This window comes from Shewanella aestuarii, from assembly GCF_014647215.1.
Taxonomy (GTDB): domain Bacteria; phylum Pseudomonadota; class Gammaproteobacteria; order Enterobacterales; family Shewanellaceae; genus Shewanella; species Shewanella aestuarii.
Genome location: NZ_BMOT01000006.1, coordinates 33,244 through 52,793, shown reverse-complemented (window position 1 = coordinate 52,793; position 19,550 = coordinate 33,244). Strand labels below are relative to the sequence as shown.

Below are 19,550 nucleotides of genomic sequence, written 5' to 3'. Positions count from 1 at the left end.
CATCAAAATACTTGGGCAAGCATTGGCGTAATGGAATTAATCCGCGGTATACACAATATATTACCTTCGCATCATGGGTGCGTGCTCTCCATTGGTAACTTTGATGGTGTGCATCGTGGCCATGCTGAAGTGATCCGACGCTTAGTTGATAAAGCGCATCATTTTCAATTGCCAGCAACGATAATGACCTTTGAGCCTCAGCCGCAAGAACTTTTTCGTGGCGATAAAGCACCTGCAAGATTAAGCTTACTGCGTGATAAAGTTCGGTTACTTGATGAGCTAGAAGTAGACCGTTTATTGTGTGTCAACTTTACGCCTGCTTTTGCCAGTCAACCAGCTCAAGCTTTTATTGAAGATTTACTTGTTAATAAGCTTGGAGTGAAATACCTCGTTGTTGGTGATGATTTTTGCTTTGGTAAAGGCCGTGAAGGCACCTTTGAGATGTTGGTCGCTGCAGGAAAAGAATTTGGTTTTACTGTTGTGAGCACGCAAAGCTTTATTCTTGGTTCGCAACGCGTAAGTTCCACTTTAGTTCGTGAGCAATTACAGTTGGGCAACCTAGAGCAAGCAAGGCGATTGCTGGGACATCCTTTTATCCTAAGTGGTAAAGTGGCCCACGGACAAAAAATTGGAAGAACCATAGGTTTTCCAACGGCGAATATTGCTTTAAAAAGAAAAGTTGTCCCTGTGCGTGGCGTGTTTGCTGTGCGCTTATTTTGGGATGACAGTGATATATATGAAGGCGTTGCCAATATTGGTTTTAGACCAACGGTGCAAGGCCAAGTTTGCCAGTTAGAAGTTCACCTATTTGATTTTGATGGTGATCTGTATGGTAAGCGAGTAGAAGTAGAATTAGTGGCAAAAATTCGTGATGAACAACCTTTTGAATCACTGGATGCACTAAAAAAACAAATTTTGAATGATGCGAATGAAGCCAAGGCTTTGTTCAGCTTTGATGCAAGCTGATGTATTCAGCTTAAACAACGGTATGGGATCAATGAGCGACTATAAACTGACTTTGAATTTGCCGGAAACTGAATTTCCGATGCGTGGTAACTTAGCTAATCGCGAGCCAGAAATGTTAAATCGCTGGACGCAAGATGGGCTGTATCAACACATTCGTGAAAATAGAACGGGTCGTAAACCGTTTATTTTGCACGATGGCCCTCCATATGCGAATGGCAGTATTCATATTGGTCACTCAGTTAATAAAATCCTAAAAGACATTATTATCAAGTCTAAAACCATGTCAGGTTTTGACGCGCCTTATATCCCAGGATGGGATTGCCACGGTTTACCTATTGAACTGAAAGTTGAGCAAAAAGTTGGCAAGCCTGGACAGAAAATTTCTGCTGCAGAGTTTCGTGAAGAGTGCCGTAAGTATGCAGCTATTCAGGTTGATGGCCAACGTGATGACTTCATCCGCTTAGGGGTTTTAGGTGATTGGCATAATCCATATCTGACTATGGACTTCAGCACTGAAGCCAACATTGTTCGCTCACTAGCAAAAGTTATCGACAGTGGCCATTTGCATAAAGGTGTTAAGCCGGTGCACTGGTGTACCGATTGTGGTTCAGCGTTAGCTGAAGCAGAAGTTGAATACGAAGATAAAACGTCACCTGCAATCGATGTGGCTTTCGAAGCAACCGACAGCACTGCTATTGCGGCTAAGTTTGGTGTTGAAAATTACGCTTATCCTGTTTCTATGGTTATCTGGACAACCACACCATGGACATTGCCAGCTAACCGTGCGTTGTCTCTTAGCCCAGATTTAGATTACAGCTTAGTGGAATACACTAAAGAGGGTGTAACGGCAGCGGTTATATTAGGCAGGGTGTTAGTTGAGTCATGCGTTGAACGTTTTGCATTTGATTCTCATACCATTATTGGTGAAATCAAAGGTGCAGAACTTGAATTAACGCGCTTTAAACATCCTTTTTTAAGTTTTGATGTGCCCGCAATTTTAGGTGATCATGTTACCACAGATGCAGGTACAGGTATTGTTCATACCGCTCCAGGACATGGTCAAGACGACTTTGTTGTGGGTCAGAAATATGATTTAGAAGTCGCAAACCCAGTTGGTGATAACGGTGTATATAAGCCTGACACTGAGTTCTTTGCTGGCCAACATGTGTTTAAAGCCAATGATAACGTGGTGGCACTTTTAAAAGAGAAAGGCGCATTACTGAACCATGTCGCTTATCGTCATAGCTATCCACATTGCTGGCGTCACAAAACCCCAATCATTTTCCGTGCCACGCCACAGTGGTTCATTTCGATGGACAACAAAGGCTTACGTTCACAAGCATTAGCTGAAATTGAAAAAACTCAGTGGGTACCTGACTGGGGCCAAAGCCGTATTGAGAAAATGGTTGAGAACCGTCCAGACTGGTGTATTTCACGCCAACGTACTTGGGGCGTACCAATCACCTTATTTGTACACCGAGAAACCGAAGAGTTACACCCAGATAGCGTTGCATTAATGGAGCGTATCGCCCACCGTATTGAACAACAGGGGATTCAAGCTTGGTGGGATTTAGATGAGTCTGAACTACTCGGTGAAGAAGCGTCTCAATACCGCAAAGTAACAGACACGCTAGATGTATGGTACGACTCTGGTTCTACATTCTCATCGGTTGTAGCATCACGTCCTGAATTCCAAGGTCATGAAGTTGATTTATACCTTGAGGGCAGTGATCAACATCGTGGTTGGTTTATGTCATCACTGATGATTTCAACGGCTATGAATGGCAAAGCGCCTTATAAACAAGTGCTTACACACGGGTTTACCGTAGATGGTAAAGGCCGCAAAATGTCTAAGTCTGTCGGTAACGTGATAGCGCCACTGCAAGTCACCAACAAACTTGGTGCAGATATCCTGCGCTTGTGGGTTGCAGCCACCGATTATAGTGGTGAAATGACCGTTTCAGATGAAATCCTTAATCGTAGTGCCGATGCATATCGACGCATTCGCAATACCGCTCGTTTCTTATTGGCCAACTTGAATGGCTTTAACCCTGAGACCGATATGGTTGCGCCAGAAGATATGGTGGCATTAGATCGTTGGGTTATGCGCCGTGCAGATGCGTTACAAAATGAAATTATTGCAGCATACGATCAATATAACTTCCATTTAGTGACTCAAAAGTTAATGCAGTTCTGCTCTGTTGAACTGGGTGCATTCTACTTAGATATTATTAAGGACCGCCAATATACCGCTAAGCAAGATGGTAATGCGCGTCGCAGTTGTCAGTCGGCTTTATTCCACATTGCTGAAGCTATGGTCCGTTGGATCACCCCCATTTTAAGCTTTACTGCGGATGAAGTGTGGCAGTTATTACCAGGTAAACGTGAAAAATATGTGTTTACTGAAGAATGGTACCAAGGTTTGCAATCCGTAACGCTTGAATCAGATTTGAGCGATGAGTATTGGCAAAAGTTGCTAACGGTTCGCAATGAAGTTAACAAAGTGATTGAACAAGCCCGTCGAGATAAACGTATTGGTGGTTCATTAGAAGCAGAAGTCACTCTATTTGCTGATACAGAGCTAATGGCAGAGTTAGCTAAATTAGATGATGAACTTCGCTTTGTATTATTAACCTCTAAAGCGGTTGTTGCACCTTTAGCTGATGCGCCCACAGATGCAGTAGTGACAGAACTTGCCAGCCTTAAATTAGTTGTGGCCAAAAGCGATGCGCAAAAGTGTGAACGTTGCTGGCATCACCGCGAAGAAGTTAGCACCATTGAAGCTCACCCAACATTGTGTCAACGCTGTGTGACCAATATTGAAGGTGACGGCGAAAAACGCGAGTTTGCATAAGGGTATAATTCTATGAGTACTGTTCCATTAACTTGGAAAGACAGTGGCTTGCGTTGGTATTGGGTAGCTGTATTTGTATTTATTGCAGATCAGCTATCTAAACAATGGGTACTGAATAATTTTGAGTTATATGACTCCATTCAGCTATTGCCGTTTTTTAATTTCACATATGTCCGAAATTACGGTGCTGCATTTAGCTTTTTAAGTGAGGCAGGCGGCTGGCAGAGATGGTTTTTTGCTGTTGTGGCTATAGGGTTTAGTACATTACTGACCATCTGGTTGAGAAAGCAATCACATCAAATGTTGCGTACTAACCTTGCTTACACATTGGTAATCGGTGGGGCATTAGGCAACCTAGTTGATCGTTTGATGCATGGGTTTGTTGTCGATTTTATCGACTTTTATTGGAAAACCAGTCATTACCCAGCATTTAACATTGCCGATTCAGCCATTTTTATTGGTGCCATACTGATTATTTGGGAAGCATTTAAGCCAGATGTGGTAAATGAAGAGCAGGAGCAGCCAAAGTGACCGATTTAAATAAGCCAGATATTCACTCAATTGTATGTCATATGAATATCATACTTGAAGATGGTTCGACTGCGGATAGCACTAAAGCTTCGGGTAAGCCCGCAAGATTAAATATCGGTGATCAAAGTTTAAGTCCAGCTTTGGAAGCACAGATTATTAATTTAGTTGCTGGCGATAAGCATACTTTTACCCTTGAGGCCAAAGATGCCTTTGGTGAGTCAAATCCAGATGCGATTCACCATATGGACCGTAGTCGTTTTCCTGCAGACATGAAATTAGAGCCTGGCGTCATTGTCAGTTTTGCAGGCCCTGGTGGAAGTGAAATTCCAGGGATTGTGCGTGAAACACTAGGTGATTCAATCACTGTAGACTTAAATCATCCATTAGCTGGACGTAAAGTCACTTTTGAATTGGACGTTGTCAAAGTCATCACGGAGTAAACATTAACCATGTTAAAAGTTGATCCTACTTCTGCAGAACTCAATATTTTATTAGCCAATCCTCGAGGTTTTTGTGCGGGTGTTGATCGTGCTATTAGTATTGTTGAACGTGCATTAGAGCTATTTGAACCACCCATTTATGTTCGTCATGAGGTGGTTCACAACCGTTATGTGGTGCAAAACTTAAAAGATCGCGGTGCAATTTTTGTTGAAGAGTTACATCAGGTACCAGACAATTCAATTGTTATTTTTAGTGCCCACGGTGTTTCACAGGCAGTAAGAAAAGAAGCGAAAACTCGTGGTTTAAAAGTATTTGATGCCACGTGTCCATTAGTGACTAAAGTGCATCTACAAGTGACTCGAGCCAGTCGCAAAGGTATTGAGTGCATCTTGATTGGTCATGAAGGTCATCCTGAAGTTGAGGGGACCATGGGGCAATATGACAATGATGAAGGTGGGGTTTATTTAATTGAATCGCCTGAAGATGTTAATGCCTTAGAGGTTAAGAATCCTGACAATTTATGCTTTGTTACTCAAACAACATTATCTGTTGATGACACGCTAGACATTATTGCAGCATTACAGGCACGCTTCCCATCTATTGAGGGGCCGCGTAAAGATGATATTTGTTATGCGACACAAAACCGCCAAGATGCGGTGAGACAGCTCTCTGAGCAAGTTGATTTACTCATTGTTGTTGGCTCTAAAAATAGCTCCAATTCAAATCGATTACGTGAATTAGCGCAGAAAACCGGTACCCAGGCTTATTTAGTGGATACTGCCGCTGATGTTGAGCCATCATGGTTTAAAGGTGTCACTAAAGTAGCTGTGACAGCTGGGGCTTCTGCGCCAGAAGTATTGGTTCAGCAAGTGGTTAATGCGATTGCTGACCATGCGCCTAGCGTGATCACTGAGGTGGAAGGGCGCAAAGAAGATATCGTTTTTGCCGTACCTGCTGAGTTAAGGTAGCGTAATCGCTTTTTCTCAGTCATACTGTACTCAATAAACCCGTAGCTTTTCAGTTACGGGTTTTTTTGTGCTTAAAATTTAATCGGAGTATAGTTGGTATTAATAATGGCTTTACGGAAACGTAAACAGATTAAGCTAGATTGTTACCAACTTGTAAGTTAGAATTATTTCTCTATACATACGGTATAAGTTATAGATTTTTAAGCTTAAAACGTTAATTTCGAGGTCAAAATAATGACGATTGTCGAAGGCTTGACACATGCAAGCTAAAGTCAAAGGATTCTCTCTGATTGAAGTCATGGTCTCACTGGTTATTCTGGTGATAGGCCTTATTGGCATTTTTAATCTACACATTGTCGCCAAAAGAGGCAGCTTTGAGTCTTTCCAGCAAACTCAAGCGTCATATTATGCCAATGATATTGTTAATCGTATGCGCATGAATCGTCCCGAGTTAGTCAATTATGCGGGTACCTACACAGGAGCTTCCGCTGCACCAAGTAAAGCTTGTGATGTCGCTATTGGTGGAAATAGTATTTGCAGTCGCATTGAAACGCGTTTGTGGGATCTCTACCAATGGCAGCAACTGTTTCTTGGCGACAATGAAAAAGTAGCCGGGGACCGTGTTGGTGGATTAGATTCAGCGACGGCATGTATAAACGTAAGCGGAATGAATGTTACTGTTGTAATGACATGGCGAGGAATTAGCGCTTCTTCCGATGGACTAAGTGATGCCAGTAGTTTTGCTAAAGGCTGCGGCACTTCAAGTGATAGACGACGCGCACTCATTATAAATACGGCCATCATGTAAGGTAAAATGATGACAAAATTGTTTAAATATCAAGTAGGATTATCACTTGTAGAATTAATGGTCGCAATGGTGATCAGTTTGTTTTTAACAGCTGGCCTTTTTGCGATGTTTAGCATGTCATCAAGCAATGTCAGTACAACCAGTCATTTTAATCAACTTCAAGAAAATGGCCGTATTGCTTTGGCTATTATGGAACGGGATTTAAGTCAGCTAAGTTTTATTGGTGATTCTAATGGGGAAGTCTTTACAGTTTCTGCTACTGCAGTTGCTAATGATTGTGTTGGAGACGGGTTAAATAATGCCAGTTTCCCCAATAACCAACCATCCAACTTTAGATTTCTTTGGGGATATGAGGCGGGTGTCAGCGGTAAGGGGTTTAGCTGTATAACTCCTACAAATGGTACTGATGTAATTCAACTTAAACGCTTAATAGGGCCTTCGGTTTTAGCCGCAAATATGAACAATACTCGTTACTATGCCGCGACAGAACAAAGTGCACTAGTGATATTTGATGGCAGTGGAGTGCCACCGCCTTTAATTAATAGTCGCATTTGGGAATATCAACATCACATTTATTATATTGAGAATGATGGCGATATCCCAGTGTTAAAACGCCGAACACTTTCGATTGGCAATGGTATGAAGAACGATGAGCAACTAGTGGAAGGTATTGAAAATATGCGTGTGCTGTATGGTTTGGATTCAAATACTGATGGTACAGCTGATAGTTTTATACCAGTACAAAATGTCACTTCTTCTGTGTGGGATAGTCCTATACCGGTCCAGGGAGAGCCGCGACTTCCGCGTATAGTTTCTCTGAGGCTGTTTTTACTCGTTCGAACTGCAGATAAAGATAATAGCTATACTAACGACGTTACCTATAAATTGGGCGACAAAACGATTGGTCCACTCAATGATAATTATCGAAGAAAAGTAGTGACAACAACGGTCGTATTAGAAAACCCAAGATTAATATAGAATTATTGCTATTAAGGTAATATAAATGCAAATTTCAATACAAAAACAGCAAGGTATAGTGTTATTTTTTTCACTCATTATTTTGGTGATTATGACAGTAATTGGAGTTGCTTTAGCGGTTAATGCTACTCAATCCTTACGCATGGCTGGTGCCGGCTCGGAGCGCATAGAGGCAATGCTGGCTGCGCAAGGGGCTCAAGATAAAGTCATTATCGCAAATGAGGGTGAGACACTGGCCAATATGGCTGCAGTGAGCGTTCAAAATGATCTCGCACTTGGTGTAACTAACACCATGACACCGTTAGTCAATTATGATGTTAATTGCGCTCGTGATCCTGAAGCTACAGATCCAAGTGTAATACAGTGTCGACGTGTTGAAATATCAAGTGCAGCAGCATTTGGCCGTAGTCAATTAGGGCGAGTTACCGTGGTATCCGGTATCGAGCAAGAAGTGTTAACTGGGAGCTAATCATGTTTAGATATTTACTAATATCAGCCCTTTTCGCCGTTGTGGGATTTTCGGCTTCTAGTTTCGCTGATGATACAGAATTATATGTATTCGAATCGACAGCCCGCACGGGCTCTAGACCACAGGTACTGATTATTTTTGATAACTCAGGTTCAATGAGAACTATCGAGAATAGTGCAGAAGCGGGTTATGACCCATCTGTCACCTACCCAGCTGTGGGCAGTGATAATTCATTGCAAGAAAGAATGGTCTATTTCACAAAAGGGGGGATAGATAATACCTCGCTTCCAGTTCCTGATAGTCCATCAGAAAGTCGTCGTTTTTTAGGCGATATTAATGGTTGTGAAACATCATGGGAATATTTAAATAAATACGGGGTGTTTACAGGATTCTTTCGTGAGTATTCCTTTTCAGGTCAAAATGGTACTTGGAAAGAAGTTCCTGACAACAATGGTGCTAACATTGAGGTGATAGACTGCTTTGATGACATAGATAATAAAAAGTGGCGTAATGCGAAAGATCAACCGAGTGGTTTTCCTGTAGACAGTTTAGGAACAAAACAAAAACCTCAAAGATACTCTGTTGTTGACTCCAGCTCGAGCCAAAGTGAAATCGATGCAGCGTTGGTTAAAGCTAAGCAAACGGGCTTTGGTACGGGGCAAGCTATCACTTTATATTCAGATAATTACTTGCGTTGGTATCATGGCCCAAAAGTCATCGAACCCAAAAGCCGTATCGACATTGCAAAGGAAGTCATTAAAAACACCATTGTGACAACCCCTAGTGTCGATTTCGGTTTAGCAATTTTTAACATTAATGCTTTTGATGAAGGGGATGCTGACGGAGGTCGAATTATTTCGGGCATTAAAACCATGTCAGAAGCGAATAAAATTGATTTATTAAATACCATTTCAGGTTTAGATCCGCAAACCAATACTCCCTTGTGTGAAACGTTATACGAGTCTTATCGATATTTCTCAGGCAAGTCGGTTACTTTTGGTAATAAAGATAAAAAACCGTCTGGTTATAGTTACACCCCAAATAAACCGCCAAGGGACACTTCAATTGAAAATGGCTCTAACTACATTTCGCCATTTAAAGAATGTCAAAACAGAGCGTATGTGGTTTATATTACCGATGGTGTGCCTACATTAGACAGCAACGCCAATACGTTAATAAAAACTCTACCTAACGTCGATACTGTTGGTTTTAAGAATATAAAACCTGAGTTTACAAGTTATCTACCTAATTTAGCTGGCTGGATGAACAATAATGATGTGAATTCGAATCTGGCGGAGGATCAAAATGTATCTACCTTTACCATTGGATTTAGTGATGGCGCTGATGATGCTGCTCAGTTATTAACTAAGACTGCAGAATTAGGTGGTGGACAATATTTTGCAGCAAAAAGCGCGACAGAATTAAGCTCTGCACTGCAAAAAGTGTTTACTAAAATATTAGAGGTGAATGCCAGTTTCACATCACCTTCAATTGCCAGTAACAACTTTGATAGAACCCAAACATTTGATTCAGTCTATTATGCCATGTTTGTTCCAAACCAAGGTCCTCGTTGGATGGGCAACATGAAAAAGTTTAAGGTAACAGGTAGTGGCGATATTGTTGATAAAAAAGGAGCTAATGCCATAGGTTCTGATGGGAATCTAAAGTCATCAGCTTGTTCATTCTGGACACCAAGCAGCGTGTGCCAAGCTTCAAGTGATGGTGGTGACGGTAACGATGTAACAATCGGTGGCGTTGCTCATATGCTAAGTACAACTAGCAAGCGAACTTTATACGGCAATTTTGCAAGCGGTGGTGGTCTAGCAGCGTTTTCAAAGAATAACGCGTCAATCTATGCCGGTGGAGATACGCAACTTGCGTCATACATGGGCGTAGATACCAGCCAGTTAGAAAGTTACTTTACCTGGGCGACAGGTAAGGATGTCGACTCTGATGCTGGTGGACCCACTACTATGCGTAAAGATGTAATGGGAGACCCATTACATTCAAAACCTTTAGCTATCAACTTTGGCAGCAAATCTAGTCCTGATTTACGTGTACTCGTTGGTACTAATGCTGGTTTTTTACATATGTTTAAAGATGCTGGCGACAGCGTCACTGAGTCATGGGCATTTATGCCATATGAGTTATTACCGAACATTCGTCCGCTTCGTGCTAACGTGCCAAGTGGTGTGCATTCAGTATACGGGCTCGATAGTTCTCCCGTTGCGCATGTTAAGACCGGGGCATCGGGCATTGAAAAAGCTTGGTTATTTATGGGGATGCGTCGTGGGGGCAAATCTTATTATGCCTTAGATATTACTAATCCTGATTCACCGAAGTTTTTATGGAAAAAAAGTGCAGATGATCTAGGTATGTCAGAAATGGGGCAAACTTGGTCTGAGCCTGTTGTAACGTATATTCCAAACTGGCCTGTTGGCTCAACTAATAAAGACAATGCTAAACCAGTCATTATTGTTGGCGCAGGCTACGTTCCTGCAACAAAAGATGGCCCTGAGGTAGGCAGTGATGACACTAGCGGACGCGGAGTGTTTATTCTTGATGCCGAAACTGGAAAGTTATTACATTCATTTCTACCCTCATCGGGCACTGGTTCGACAGCAATACCCGGTATCGTTGACAGTATTCCAAACAGCGTCGCCATACTTGATAGTAATGGTGATAAATTAACTGACAGAATTTATGCCACTGATACAGGGGCTAATGTCTGGCGTTTTGATCTTCCAAGTGCAAAAACGTCAGAATGGTCAGCTTTTAAGTTTGCCAGCTTAGGCGGTAACTCTAAAGCGACAGACCGTCGATTTTTCGCTGAGGCTGCAGTTGCACAAACTGTATTCACTAATATTTCTGAAGTTCAAGTGACTGATGGTAGCGGCACGAAAACAATTAAAACCTATCAGAATGTACCTTATGATGCGGTTGTTATTGGAACCGGTAATAGGCCACATCCTTCGGATAAGAACCGTTCGGATATGTTTTTTACCCTTCAAGATCGCAATGTTGCAAGTAAATCATTCGCTTCATCTAGCGGAAACCCAGTGCCTGAAGCCCTGACTATAGACAAGTTATATGACATCACAGCGTCATCACCTAAAACTGAGGCTGAAAATTTAGTCTTTGGTACTAAGCGTGGTTGGTATTATCGGTTTACTGATTCTGGTGAAAAGTCTTTAGCAGCTGCTGCAATAATCAAAGGTAAGGTTTTCTTCACCTCATATGTGCCGGGTGATACGTCATCATCCAACCAATGTTTAGTTTCTGGTCAGGGGCGTCTTTACGGCTTTAATTTACACAAAGGAACGTATTCTTATGCGGAAAAATTTTATGAGATGGGTGAAAGAGTTCCCGATACGCCTCAATTAGTTATCCCACCTAATGATGATGGTAATAGCTATATGTATTTAATCGGTATTGGTGCAGCAGGATCAAAAATGGAAATAGCACCAGGTTTAGAGGCCGGATGTACTTCAGGAGGTGGAGGAAACATCATTGTTGGCTGTGGACCAGGCGTTAATAAAATTTATTATCATATAGATGAGTAGTGAATGAAGAATAATCGTGGTTTTACCTTAATTGAAGTGATGATAGCCGTCGTTATTGTTGGAATATTAGCATCTATTGCATACCCAAGTTACATCGATTTCGTCACTAAAGGCGCAAGAGCAGATGGCTTAGCGGGCCTCATGAATGTTGCCAACAAGCAAGAACAGTATTACTTAGATCATAAAAGTTACACTGCCGATATGACTAAGTTAGGGTTCAATGCTGATCCTTGGGTGGTGGATAATACATTTTATGAAGTTGATGCTACTGTCGCAGGAGGTGTTTTTACTGCCACCGCTAAGGCTAAGGGGGCTCAGGCAACACGAGACAGCGCCTGTTTAACTATTTCATTGGATGCTGCGGGCGTAAAATCACCTAAGGAGTGTTGGTAATGAACTCAATGAAAACCAAAATCATGTTAATGATATCGCTTGGACTATTCGCATCTGTAGCGAATGTTCAGGCTGATGAAATGGTAGATTATAAATGTTACATCGAAACAACTAACGGCTTTGACATTACATTTTATAAATGGAAAACCTCTACAATCCAACTTATGCAAGCAAAGTTGCCGGCAACCAAGTATAAAGATGCAAACTCTAAAGATGTTTATATTAAAGATGTAGTCGAATGTGCCATTTTAGATGAAAAATTTAAATCTAAAAGCGCAAAAGATTTGGATAGCAAAACAGTTCGATAATGATATAAATCAAAGCAGTAAACGGTAGCTTAAACTTATTTAGTTACAGTTTACTGCAGTTTCTATAGCTGAAATTCTTCCTGATACACCAATGGTAATACCGCGGGAGTCAGGGTTACTCTTGTCACCTGCACAGTAAACTAAAGTACCTCCACTCGCTAAATGTACTAATCCATCCGCATTAAAGGTATAACGAGATTGAGTTGATTTGATAAAATCCTTATTGTTAACGCCATCTACTGTTCTCAATACCGTATCTTGAATACCATTAGTGGCATCTAAAGTACCTAAAGCTCCGTTATCTATAAATACACTAAATCCCTTTGTCCAGTCAGCATCACAGCTAGAACCGTTAAATGGGCACACAGAAACACGGCTTCCATAACTTACTGCTTGGCTACGAGCAAATAACATGGTTGACTCTATATTGCTGATAGCACTTCTGGCGCGGTTTCCTTCATACATAGAGACCAGAGAAGGGACTCCAACTGTCAATAGTATTCCAGCAACTACAACCGTTACCATTAACTCAACCAATGTGAAGCCATGAGATATATTTTTCATTTTTATTATCCTTGGTTATATTGATTTAGTATAACCAAGTGACAGTATAAATTCAGTGATTTATTGCTTTTCAATAAAACTTATAAAAGATTAAGGAGTGCATGCAATGTTTTTCTTTGTCGAAAATCTGACCCGTCCGGCTTGATTAATTATTAGTGCTTCAGAATAAGGGCTATCAAACGTTTCTGGACAATAGGTGAGAGTCCCATTTGTACCAGACGCAAGTCCATCTGGCTGAAACCTTAGCGCACGTCGATTATATTGAATGATATCTTGAGAATGAAATGGGTTAATTTCTTGTAAAATGATGTCTTGGGCATCTAATTGATTCATGACACCAGTATCGCTGAAGATTGAAAAACCAGCTTGCCAATTGTTACCGCACTTCCCTTGCTCAAGGGGGCATACTGTTACTCTGGTGCCATAACTGATCGCCATGTTTCTGGCAAATTGCATTGAGTGTTGAATGGTTCTTATATTGCTATCCACCCTTAATTGCAGCTGAATAGCCTTAAAAGATGGGAATGCAATGACAGATAACAAGCTGGTAATGGTTATTGTGGTCATTAGTTCAACAAAATTGAACCCATAATGGTGGCGAATTAAGTTCATTGTATTAATCATCCTTGAAAACTTTAGAGCCGCATCCAGCAGCAGTTGTATAAATTATAGTCAAAGATTAGGTTTTTAACTGAAAAGACGGTTTTAAAATAAGTTCAAATTGCTGCAGAAAATTAACCGGCTTTAAAGTAAGATATTGAACAGTTGCAATTTGTTACCATAAACTTTAAAAGTTACATCATCTTAGGCAAGTTAATTCGCCTGTTTAGCCCTTTTAGGAGTGATTAAATGAAAAAAGTAGAAGCCATTATTAAGCCATTTAAGTTAGATGATGTGCGTGAATCACTCGCAGAGATCGGTATTACTGGCATGACAGTATCTGAAGTAAAGGGGTTTGGTCGTCAAAAAGGTCACACAGAACTTTATCGCGGTGCAGAATACATGGTTGATTTTCTGCCTAAGGTGAAAATTGAATTAGTGATCCAAGATGATCTTTTAGAGCAAGCAATAGATGTAATTGTTGATACCGCCAGAACAGGAAAAATTGGTGACGGGAAAATATTTGTCACTGAAGTAGAACGCGTGATACGGATACGTACCGGCGAAGAAAACGAAGAAGCGGTATAAAATAAGGCCTTTATGGCCTTTTTTATTGGCTTTATTTTGTAAAAACCTTGTCTATTTAAGTTGTGTAATTCAAAGGGTTGTTGTCATGGCAGAAAAGGTTGTCATTGTTGGTGGCGGCGCGGCAGGTTTAGCGTTAGCGTCTCGGTTAGGTCGTAAGTTTGGACTCAGTAAACAAATGGATGTTTGTTTGATTGATAAAAACACAGTTCATATCTGGAAACCTAAATTGCATGAAGTCGCTGTGGGTATTATTGACCAATCTATAGAAGGTTTACAATATCGAGACCATGGCTTAAAAAATGGCTATCAATATGTGCGAGGCAGTATTGCGCAATGCGATCCACAAACCAACACAATTCAGTTAGCTGCAGTTATTAACGATGAACATGAAGTGATTATTCCTCCAAGAACCATTAATTATGATTATTTGGTACTAGCTCTTGGGGGCGTATCTAATAGTTTTAATACACTCGGTGCGGATCAAAATTGTATTTTTTTGGACAGTTTAAATAGTGCAAATCGTTTTCATGACAAGCTGTTAGATGCTTTATTGCAACTAAATGAAACACAAGACAAATTGAGTATTGGCATTGTTGGTGCGGGAGCCACGGGCGTTGAACTTGCCGCTGAGTTACATCATGTAATCGAGTCGGTTGCCGAATATGGCTATAGCAATATTTCAAAACAACATTTAGAAATACATCTGATAGAAGCCGCTGATAAAGTATTACCTCAGTTACCAGAACAAGTGAGTTTTCGAGCGCAGGCTGTATTATCCAAATTAGGCATTAAATTACATCTAGCTGTGCAAGTAAAAGAAGTCACTAAACAAGGTTTTATTACCTCCAGTGGTGAAATGATTAATGCCAATATCAAGGTTTGGGCTGCTGGGGTTAAAGGCCCCAAAATACTAGAGCATTTTACCGCATTACCCATTACTTCACGTAATCAAATTGAAGTTGATCAATATATGAAAGTGAAAGGGATTGATAATATCTATGCACTTGGTGATTGTGCACAGCTCATTCAAGAGAACGGTAAACCTGTTCCTCCAAGGGCGCAAGCTGCTGCGCAGATGGCCGAAACATTATTTAAAAACATCTGTTTAAAAATGAAGCATCAACCTGAAAAAACCTTTATTTATAAAGATTATGGTTCATTAGTTTCTTTAAGCCGTTTTTCTGCTGTAGGAAATTTGATGGGGAACTTACGTACTGGAACATTTTTTGTTGAAGGTCACCTTGCACGTATTATGTATATTTCTCTGTATCAACGTCACCTAATTAGTTTATATGGTTGGATGTCTGCGTTCGTTTATCGCCTTGCACAAAAAATGCTTCTTTGGAAAAGGCCAAAACTTAAACTGCATTAAAGTTAACCCATACCATAAACAAAAAACGTCTCTAAATTGAGACGTTTTTTTATGAGGGTTTCATCATTAATTGGTATATGGCGATGCGGATGAATCTCGTATGACCGGATTCGGCGTAAAGATTTTGAATTTTTCATCACCTTGATCTTTATGTTTATTGATCAATAGTTGAGTCGCTATCTGTGCAATTTCAACATTCGGTTGGTGAACCGTCGTTAACTTTGGCCATGTTTGACGTGAAAATGGGCTATCTTCGAATCCAACAATAGATAAATCTTTAGGGATATCAAGCCCCGCTAAACGCGCAGCAAACAATGCACCCGCTGCAATTTCGTCGTTACAAGCCACAATAGCCGATGGACGGTTTTTCATCGCGATCAGTTTATTGGCCCCTTCTACACCTGATTCAAATGAATATTTCCCGTCTAGCACCCAATTTTCATTTACCGTTAACTTGTTATTTTCAATAGCTTTTCTAAAACCAAGTAAGCGTTCTTTTGTCGATTCATGTTGATGGTCACCACTTAAAAAACCAATATGCTGGTGGCCAAGGCTGATCAAGTGCTGAGTGATTTCAACCGCACCGTGTTTATCGTTTACTAGTACAGTTAAGCCTTTATTTTTGTCAGTGTTTTCACCGGCAATAATCCGCACATAATTGGCGTTTATCTTATCTAACGCGGCCAAAATGTTGGGGTCTTCTGACATGGGAGGCGTAAGCACTAATCCTGCTAACCTTGAATGCTTTACCATTGCAGTGAGCTCATCGCAAATGGACTCCGATTTAGCATTACAAGGGTGGATCAGTAGCTCAAAGCCACGATCATTGCACGCAGATAAAATGCCATTTTGCATATCAATAATATAGTAAGCATTCGGGTTGTCGTATATAAACCCGATAACATAAGAGCTAGTACTGGCAAGGTTTCGAGCAGCCAAATTGGGCTGATAATTCAACGCAGCGATAGCTTGATTGACTTTATCAATTGTGGCTTGTTTTACCGAGGGTTCTTTATTGGTGACCCTAGATACCGTTTTTATCGACACGCCAGCATATTTGGCAACGTCATTTATGGTTACTTTCATTTAAAAATTAGCTCTTCTTCAGGCGAAACCCAATTAATTGATCCCCCGTAATCGATCGCTTTAATGGGTTATTAATCGGGTAATAGTGCGAGTTTTTAAAAAAATAGGCAATCATCAATTTTTTAACAGGTAGGATCAGCTGGATTTTTTTGACGATCACAACAATGTTTACAAGGTATTTACATTATTTACCTCTATGTTTTATATGGTTTTATTATCATAATTGTTGATAAAGTACAGAAATAAGACGTAAAAAAAAACTGCAAATAGTTATTTTGTTGTGGCGTGGCTGTTAATTTTTGTGTAATGTTTGCTCTAGACATGACAGCGTTGTCATTCCGTCGGAATGGTTATGAACTCAAAAACGATAATAAAGTTATGGAAGGGGAACAAAGATGCGACCATCTACCTTTAAGAAAAATGTACTAGCGACTAACATCGCAATCCTACTTGGCAGTGTTGTATCTGTTGGCGCTTATGCTGCCGATGAAGCAACTGCTGCTGATGAAAATATTGAAAAAATTGAAGTACGCGGCATGCGTGCATCAATGAAAGCTTCTGTAAACGAGAAGCGTTTTTCAAATGCCGTTGTTGATGCAGTGACTGCAGAAGACATTGGTAAGTTCCCTGACGGTGACGTAGGTGAATCTTTAGCTCGTATTCCTGGTGTTGCTGTTAATCGTCAATTTGGTCAAGGACAAGGTGTATCGATTCGTGGTGCATCAAGCAGCTTAACTCGTACTTTGTTGAACGGACACTCTGTAGCTTCTACAGGTTGGTACGACCAACAAGGAATTGACCGTAGCTTCAATTATTCTTTATTACCACCAGAAATGGTTGGTGGTATCGAGATTTACAAATCATCTCAAGCTGACTTACCGGAAGGTGGTGTTGGTGGTACTGTAATCGTTAAAACTCGTAAGCCATTAGACTTGGATGCTAATTCAACATTCTTAAGTGTTAAAGGTGACTACGGTACAATTTCAGAAGAGACTGATCCTGAATTATCTGGCCTTTACAGCTGGAAAAATGATGATGAAAACTTTGGTTTCCTAATCTCTGCAGCAGGTTCAGAAACAAATTATCAACGTAACGGTATCGAATCTTTATTAGGTTGGGGCGAAATCGTTCCTACTACATTCGAACAAGAGCGTAAGCGTACTGCTATTAACGGTGCATTCCAATACAGCCCAATGGATAACTTAAACTTCGGTTTAAACATCATGAGCTTAGACATGAAAGCGAACAATGCTAACACGTCTTTATTTGTGATGTTCCCTGATGATAAAGATGCAGCATGTGAACAACGTAATTCATCTGGTACTTGTACTTTCTACCGTCGTGACGGTAAAGGTGCTAATCCAGGTTGGGCGCAAACTTGGGCTCGTCAAGCAAGCATGGATTCAAATACCTATGACCTAAACTTCGACTATGAAGCAGAAAACTTCAAAGTAGAAGGTCGTGTAGGTAATACCAAATCTGAAGGTGGTACTGATTTAACTTCTAACTACGGTTTCTGGTTAGGTACTGCTGCTGATTACGCTGGCACTTATGATGCTACAGGTGAAGTGATTGATATTAATATCGCTAACAAAAACTTCACAGCTGAAGATTTCGGTGGTCAACTTTCACCAGCGGGTTGGGCACTGAAAAGCCAACCAAACTCAGATGAAGAAACGTATGCACAGTTTGATTTCACTGTACCAGTTGATTTAGGTGTTATCACTTCATTCAAAACTGGTTTACGTTATGCTGACCACGACGTCACTCAATTGACCTTGCCTGCTAATGTAAAAGCTTCTGTGACAGAAAAAGATGCTTCAGCTTATTATAACGGTCAAGTTTCTTCTGGCGCAGGTTTCACACTACCTAAACCTAATATGGACGCAATGCTAGCTGATGCATTTGCTGCAATTGACGGCTTCTCAACTGACGGTACTGTTTATAAGTCAGGTTATGGCACAATTAACGAGAAGAACTTGTCAGTTTACGGTATGGCTAACTTCGATGCTGAAGGTATGCGTGGTAACTTTGGTTTACGTTATATTTCTACAGACGCTGAATCAGATTTTTATAAGCTTCAAGCTGACGGCACTTATGCAGATGAGTTAAGCACGAATCAAGAAAGCTACAGTGATGTATTACCAAGCATCAACATCGCATTTGATGTTGCATCAGACGTGATTATTCGTACTTCGGCTTCGCAAGTTATTTCTCGTCCTAACTACGGTGATATGTTCTCGGCATCATCATTAGCGGGTTACAACGACGGTACTGTAGGTAATGAAGTATTAAATACTGGTAATGTTGGTCTAAAACCATTTAAAGCAACTCAAGCTGATTTAGGTGTTGAGTGGTACTTCAGTCCAGACGGATTATTTGGTGCCTCTTACTTTATTAAAGACATCAGCTCGTTCATTACCTCTGCACAGATTTTAGATCAAAGCATTGGTATCATCGACCCTAACTCAGGTGTTGATGAGTGGACAGTGTCAACTAAGAAGAACGGTACTGGTGGTCAAATCCAAGGTATTGAACTTCAGTTACAAGATGCATTCGAAAATGGTTTAGGTTATGCCGCTAACTATACTTTCGCTGATTCAGATGCTGATGCAGAAAACTACCCAGATCAAGTGAGTGTATTCTCTGACTCATCTAAGCACACTGTTAACTTAGTGGGCTTCTATGAAATGGATGATTTCTCTGCTCGTGTTGCATACAACTGGCGTAGTGAATACATGATCCGCGAATTACCAGGTTTCTACGGTAACCGTGAGCATCAAGCATTTGGTACTGTTGACTTAAGTGCTAACTACAACATCACTGAATACTTAGGTGTGACGTTTGAAGTTGTTAACTTACTTGAAGAAGACAGCGTACAGTTAGGTGTTGCACCAGATGGAGCCGACGTTAAGCCTGAGCTTAAAAATGGTTACCCAGCATGGAGCTTTGAAGGTGAAGCGCGTTACAAGGTTGGTTTAAACCTACGCTTCTAATTTGAATCAATTTTTTAATTGATATGCCTTAAAGCCCAGCCTATGCTGGGCTTTTTATTATATTC

The 19,550-nt window shown here is 40.7% G+C and carries 17 protein-coding genes; 14 read left to right on the top strand and 3 right to left on the bottom strand.

The annotated features are described in order from the left end of the window. The first annotated feature begins 30 nt into the window (after positions 1–30). The 11 genes from ribF to IEY03_RS10115 all read left to right on the top strand — a co-directional run bounded on the left by ribF (position 31) and on the right by IEY03_RS10115 (position 12,279). Positions 31–966, top strand: a complete 936-nt coding sequence (ribF, locus tag IEY03_RS10165; RefSeq protein ID WP_188841262.1) for a bifunctional riboflavin kinase/FAD synthetase — start codon at positions 31–33, stop codon at positions 964–966. Between the two features lie 31 nt (positions 967–997). Continuing rightward, positions 998–3,820: an isoleucine--tRNA ligase gene (gene ileS / locus IEY03_RS10160; protein ID WP_188841577.1), complete on the top strand. Its 2,823-nt coding sequence runs from the start codon at positions 998–1,000 to the stop codon at positions 3,818–3,820. A 12-nt stretch (positions 3,821–3,832) separates the two neighbouring features. Continuing rightward, positions 3,833–4,351 carry a signal peptidase II gene (gene lspA / locus IEY03_RS10155; protein ID WP_188841261.1) on the top strand — a complete coding sequence of 173 codons (519 nt, stop codon included), beginning with the start codon at positions 3,833–3,835 and terminating at the stop codon, positions 4,349–4,351. Then, the gene (gene fkpB / locus IEY03_RS10150) at positions 4,348–4,791 is read left to right on the top strand and encodes an FKBP-type peptidyl-prolyl cis-trans isomerase (RefSeq protein ID WP_264727320.1); all 444 of its coding nucleotides are present in this window, start codon (positions 4,348–4,350) and stop codon (positions 4,789–4,791) included. The genes lspA and fkpB overlap by 4 nt, the downstream gene beginning before the upstream one ends. A gap of 9 nt (positions 4,792–4,800) precedes the next feature. Further along, on the top strand, positions 4,801–5,760 hold the full coding sequence (gene ispH, locus IEY03_RS10145) for a 4-hydroxy-3-methylbut-2-enyl diphosphate reductase (RefSeq protein WP_188841260.1): 960 nt from the start codon (positions 4,801–4,803) through the stop codon (positions 5,758–5,760). 259 nt (positions 5,761–6,019) lie between these two features. Continuing rightward, positions 6,020–6,568, top strand: a complete 549-nt coding sequence (pilV, locus tag IEY03_RS10140; protein WP_188841259.1) for a type IV pilus modification protein PilV — start codon at positions 6,020–6,022, stop codon at positions 6,566–6,568. Between the two features lie 9 nt (positions 6,569–6,577). Beyond that, the gene (locus IEY03_RS10135) at positions 6,578–7,546 is read left to right on the top strand and encodes a PilW family protein (RefSeq protein ID WP_188841258.1); all 969 of its coding nucleotides are present in this window, start codon (positions 6,578–6,580) and stop codon (positions 7,544–7,546) included. A 37-nt stretch (positions 7,547–7,583) separates the two neighbouring features. After that, complete coding sequence (locus tag IEY03_RS10130) at positions 7,584–8,015, top strand: pilus assembly PilX family protein (RefSeq protein ID WP_188841573.1); 432 nt, start codon at positions 7,584–7,586, stop codon at positions 8,013–8,015. Positions 8,016–8,017: 2 nt separating this feature from the next. Next, complete coding sequence (locus IEY03_RS10125; RefSeq protein ID WP_188841257.1) at positions 8,018–11,578, top strand: pilus assembly protein; 3,561 nt, start codon at positions 8,018–8,020, stop codon at positions 11,576–11,578. Positions 11,579–11,581: 3 nt separating this feature from the next. Next, the gene (locus tag IEY03_RS10120) at positions 11,582–11,971 is read left to right on the top strand and encodes a type IV pilin protein (protein ID WP_188841256.1); all 390 of its coding nucleotides are present in this window, start codon (positions 11,582–11,584) and stop codon (positions 11,969–11,971) included. Further along, complete coding sequence (locus IEY03_RS10115) at positions 11,971–12,279, top strand: TapY2 family type IVa secretion system protein (RefSeq protein WP_229778277.1); 309 nt, start codon at positions 11,971–11,973, stop codon at positions 12,277–12,279. Before IEY03_RS10120 ends, IEY03_RS10115 begins: the two co-directional genes overlap by 1 nt. A 39-nt stretch (positions 12,280–12,318) precedes the next feature. On the opposite strand, the gene IEY03_RS10110 is transcribed toward IEY03_RS10115, so the two are convergent. Further along, on the bottom strand, positions 12,319–12,843 hold the full coding sequence (locus tag IEY03_RS10110; RefSeq protein ID WP_188841255.1) for a GspH/FimT family pseudopilin: 525 nt from the start codon (positions 12,841–12,843) through the stop codon (positions 12,319–12,321). Positions 12,844–12,933: 90 nt separating this feature from the next. After that, on the bottom strand, positions 12,934–13,455 hold the full coding sequence (locus IEY03_RS10105) for a GspH/FimT family pseudopilin (RefSeq protein ID WP_188841254.1): 522 nt from the start codon (positions 13,453–13,455) through the stop codon (positions 12,934–12,936). 237 nt (positions 13,456–13,692) lie between these two features. On the opposite strand from IEY03_RS10105, the gene glnB reads away from it, so the two are divergent. Both glnB and IEY03_RS10095 read left to right on the top strand, forming a co-directional pair. Further along, positions 13,693–14,031 carry a nitrogen regulatory protein P-II gene (gene glnB / locus IEY03_RS10100; RefSeq protein WP_188841253.1) on the top strand — a complete coding sequence of 113 codons (339 nt, stop codon included), beginning with the start codon at positions 13,693–13,695 and terminating at the stop codon, positions 14,029–14,031. Between the two features lie 85 nt (positions 14,032–14,116). After that, positions 14,117–15,403: an NAD(P)/FAD-dependent oxidoreductase gene (locus IEY03_RS10095; RefSeq protein WP_188841252.1), complete on the top strand. Its 1,287-nt coding sequence runs from the start codon at positions 14,117–14,119 to the stop codon at positions 15,401–15,403. Positions 15,404–15,469: 66 nt separating this feature from the next. Here IEY03_RS10095 and IEY03_RS10090 read toward each other — a convergent pair whose 3' ends face one another. Then, positions 15,470–16,489, bottom strand: a complete 1,020-nt coding sequence (locus IEY03_RS10090; RefSeq protein WP_188841251.1) for a LacI family DNA-binding transcriptional regulator — start codon at positions 16,487–16,489, stop codon at positions 15,470–15,472. 395 nt (positions 16,490–16,884) lie between these two features. Here IEY03_RS10090 and IEY03_RS10085 point away from each other — a divergent pair, with 395 nt between their 5' ends. Then, positions 16,885–19,485 (top strand): TonB-dependent receptor, encoded by a 2,601-nt coding sequence (locus IEY03_RS10085; protein ID WP_188841250.1) that lies wholly within the window; start codon positions 16,885–16,887, stop codon positions 19,483–19,485. The last annotated feature ends 65 nt before the right edge of the window (positions 19,486–19,550 follow it).

What these genes read in the sequence shown, in the direction of transcription:
- ribF (WP_188841262.1), top strand. Translation starts at nt 31, where the DNA reads ATGGAATTAATCCGCGGTATACACAATATATTACCTTCGCATCATGGG.
- ileS (WP_188841577.1), top strand. Translation starts at nt 998, where the DNA reads ATGAGCGACTATAAACTGACTTTGAATTTGCCGGAAACTGAATTTCCG.
- lspA (WP_188841261.1), top strand. Translation starts at nt 3,833, where the DNA reads ATGAGTACTGTTCCATTAACTTGGAAAGACAGTGGCTTGCGTTGGTAT.
- ispH (WP_188841260.1), top strand. Translation starts at nt 4,801, where the DNA reads ATGTTAAAAGTTGATCCTACTTCTGCAGAACTCAATATTTTATTAGCC.
- pilV (WP_188841259.1), top strand. Translation starts at nt 6,020, where the DNA reads ATGCAAGCTAAAGTCAAAGGATTCTCTCTGATTGAAGTCATGGTCTCA.
- IEY03_RS10135 (WP_188841258.1), top strand. Translation starts at nt 6,578, where the DNA reads ATGACAAAATTGTTTAAATATCAAGTAGGATTATCACTTGTAGAATTA.
- IEY03_RS10125 (WP_188841257.1), top strand. Translation starts at nt 8,018, where the DNA reads ATGTTTAGATATTTACTAATATCAGCCCTTTTCGCCGTTGTGGGATTT.
- IEY03_RS10120 (WP_188841256.1), top strand. Translation starts at nt 11,582, where the DNA reads ATGAAGAATAATCGTGGTTTTACCTTAATTGAAGTGATGATAGCCGTC.
- IEY03_RS10115 (WP_229778277.1), top strand. Translation starts at nt 11,971, where the DNA reads ATGAACTCAATGAAAACCAAAATCATGTTAATGATATCGCTTGGACTA.
- IEY03_RS10110 (WP_188841255.1), bottom strand. Translation starts at nt 12,843, where the DNA reads ATGAAAAATATATCTCATGGCTTCACATTGGTTGAGTTAATGGTAACG.
- IEY03_RS10105 (WP_188841254.1), bottom strand. Translation starts at nt 13,455, where the DNA reads ATGAACTTAATTCGCCACCATTATGGGTTCAATTTTGTTGAACTAATG.
- glnB (WP_188841253.1), top strand. Translation starts at nt 13,693, where the DNA reads ATGAAAAAAGTAGAAGCCATTATTAAGCCATTTAAGTTAGATGATGTG.
- IEY03_RS10095 (WP_188841252.1), top strand. Translation starts at nt 14,117, where the DNA reads ATGGCAGAAAAGGTTGTCATTGTTGGTGGCGGCGCGGCAGGTTTAGCG.
- IEY03_RS10090 (WP_188841251.1), bottom strand. Translation starts at nt 16,489, where the DNA reads ATGAAAGTAACCATAAATGACGTTGCCAAATATGCTGGCGTGTCGATA.
- IEY03_RS10085 (WP_188841250.1), top strand. Translation starts at nt 16,885, where the DNA reads ATGCGACCATCTACCTTTAAGAAAAATGTACTAGCGACTAACATCGCA.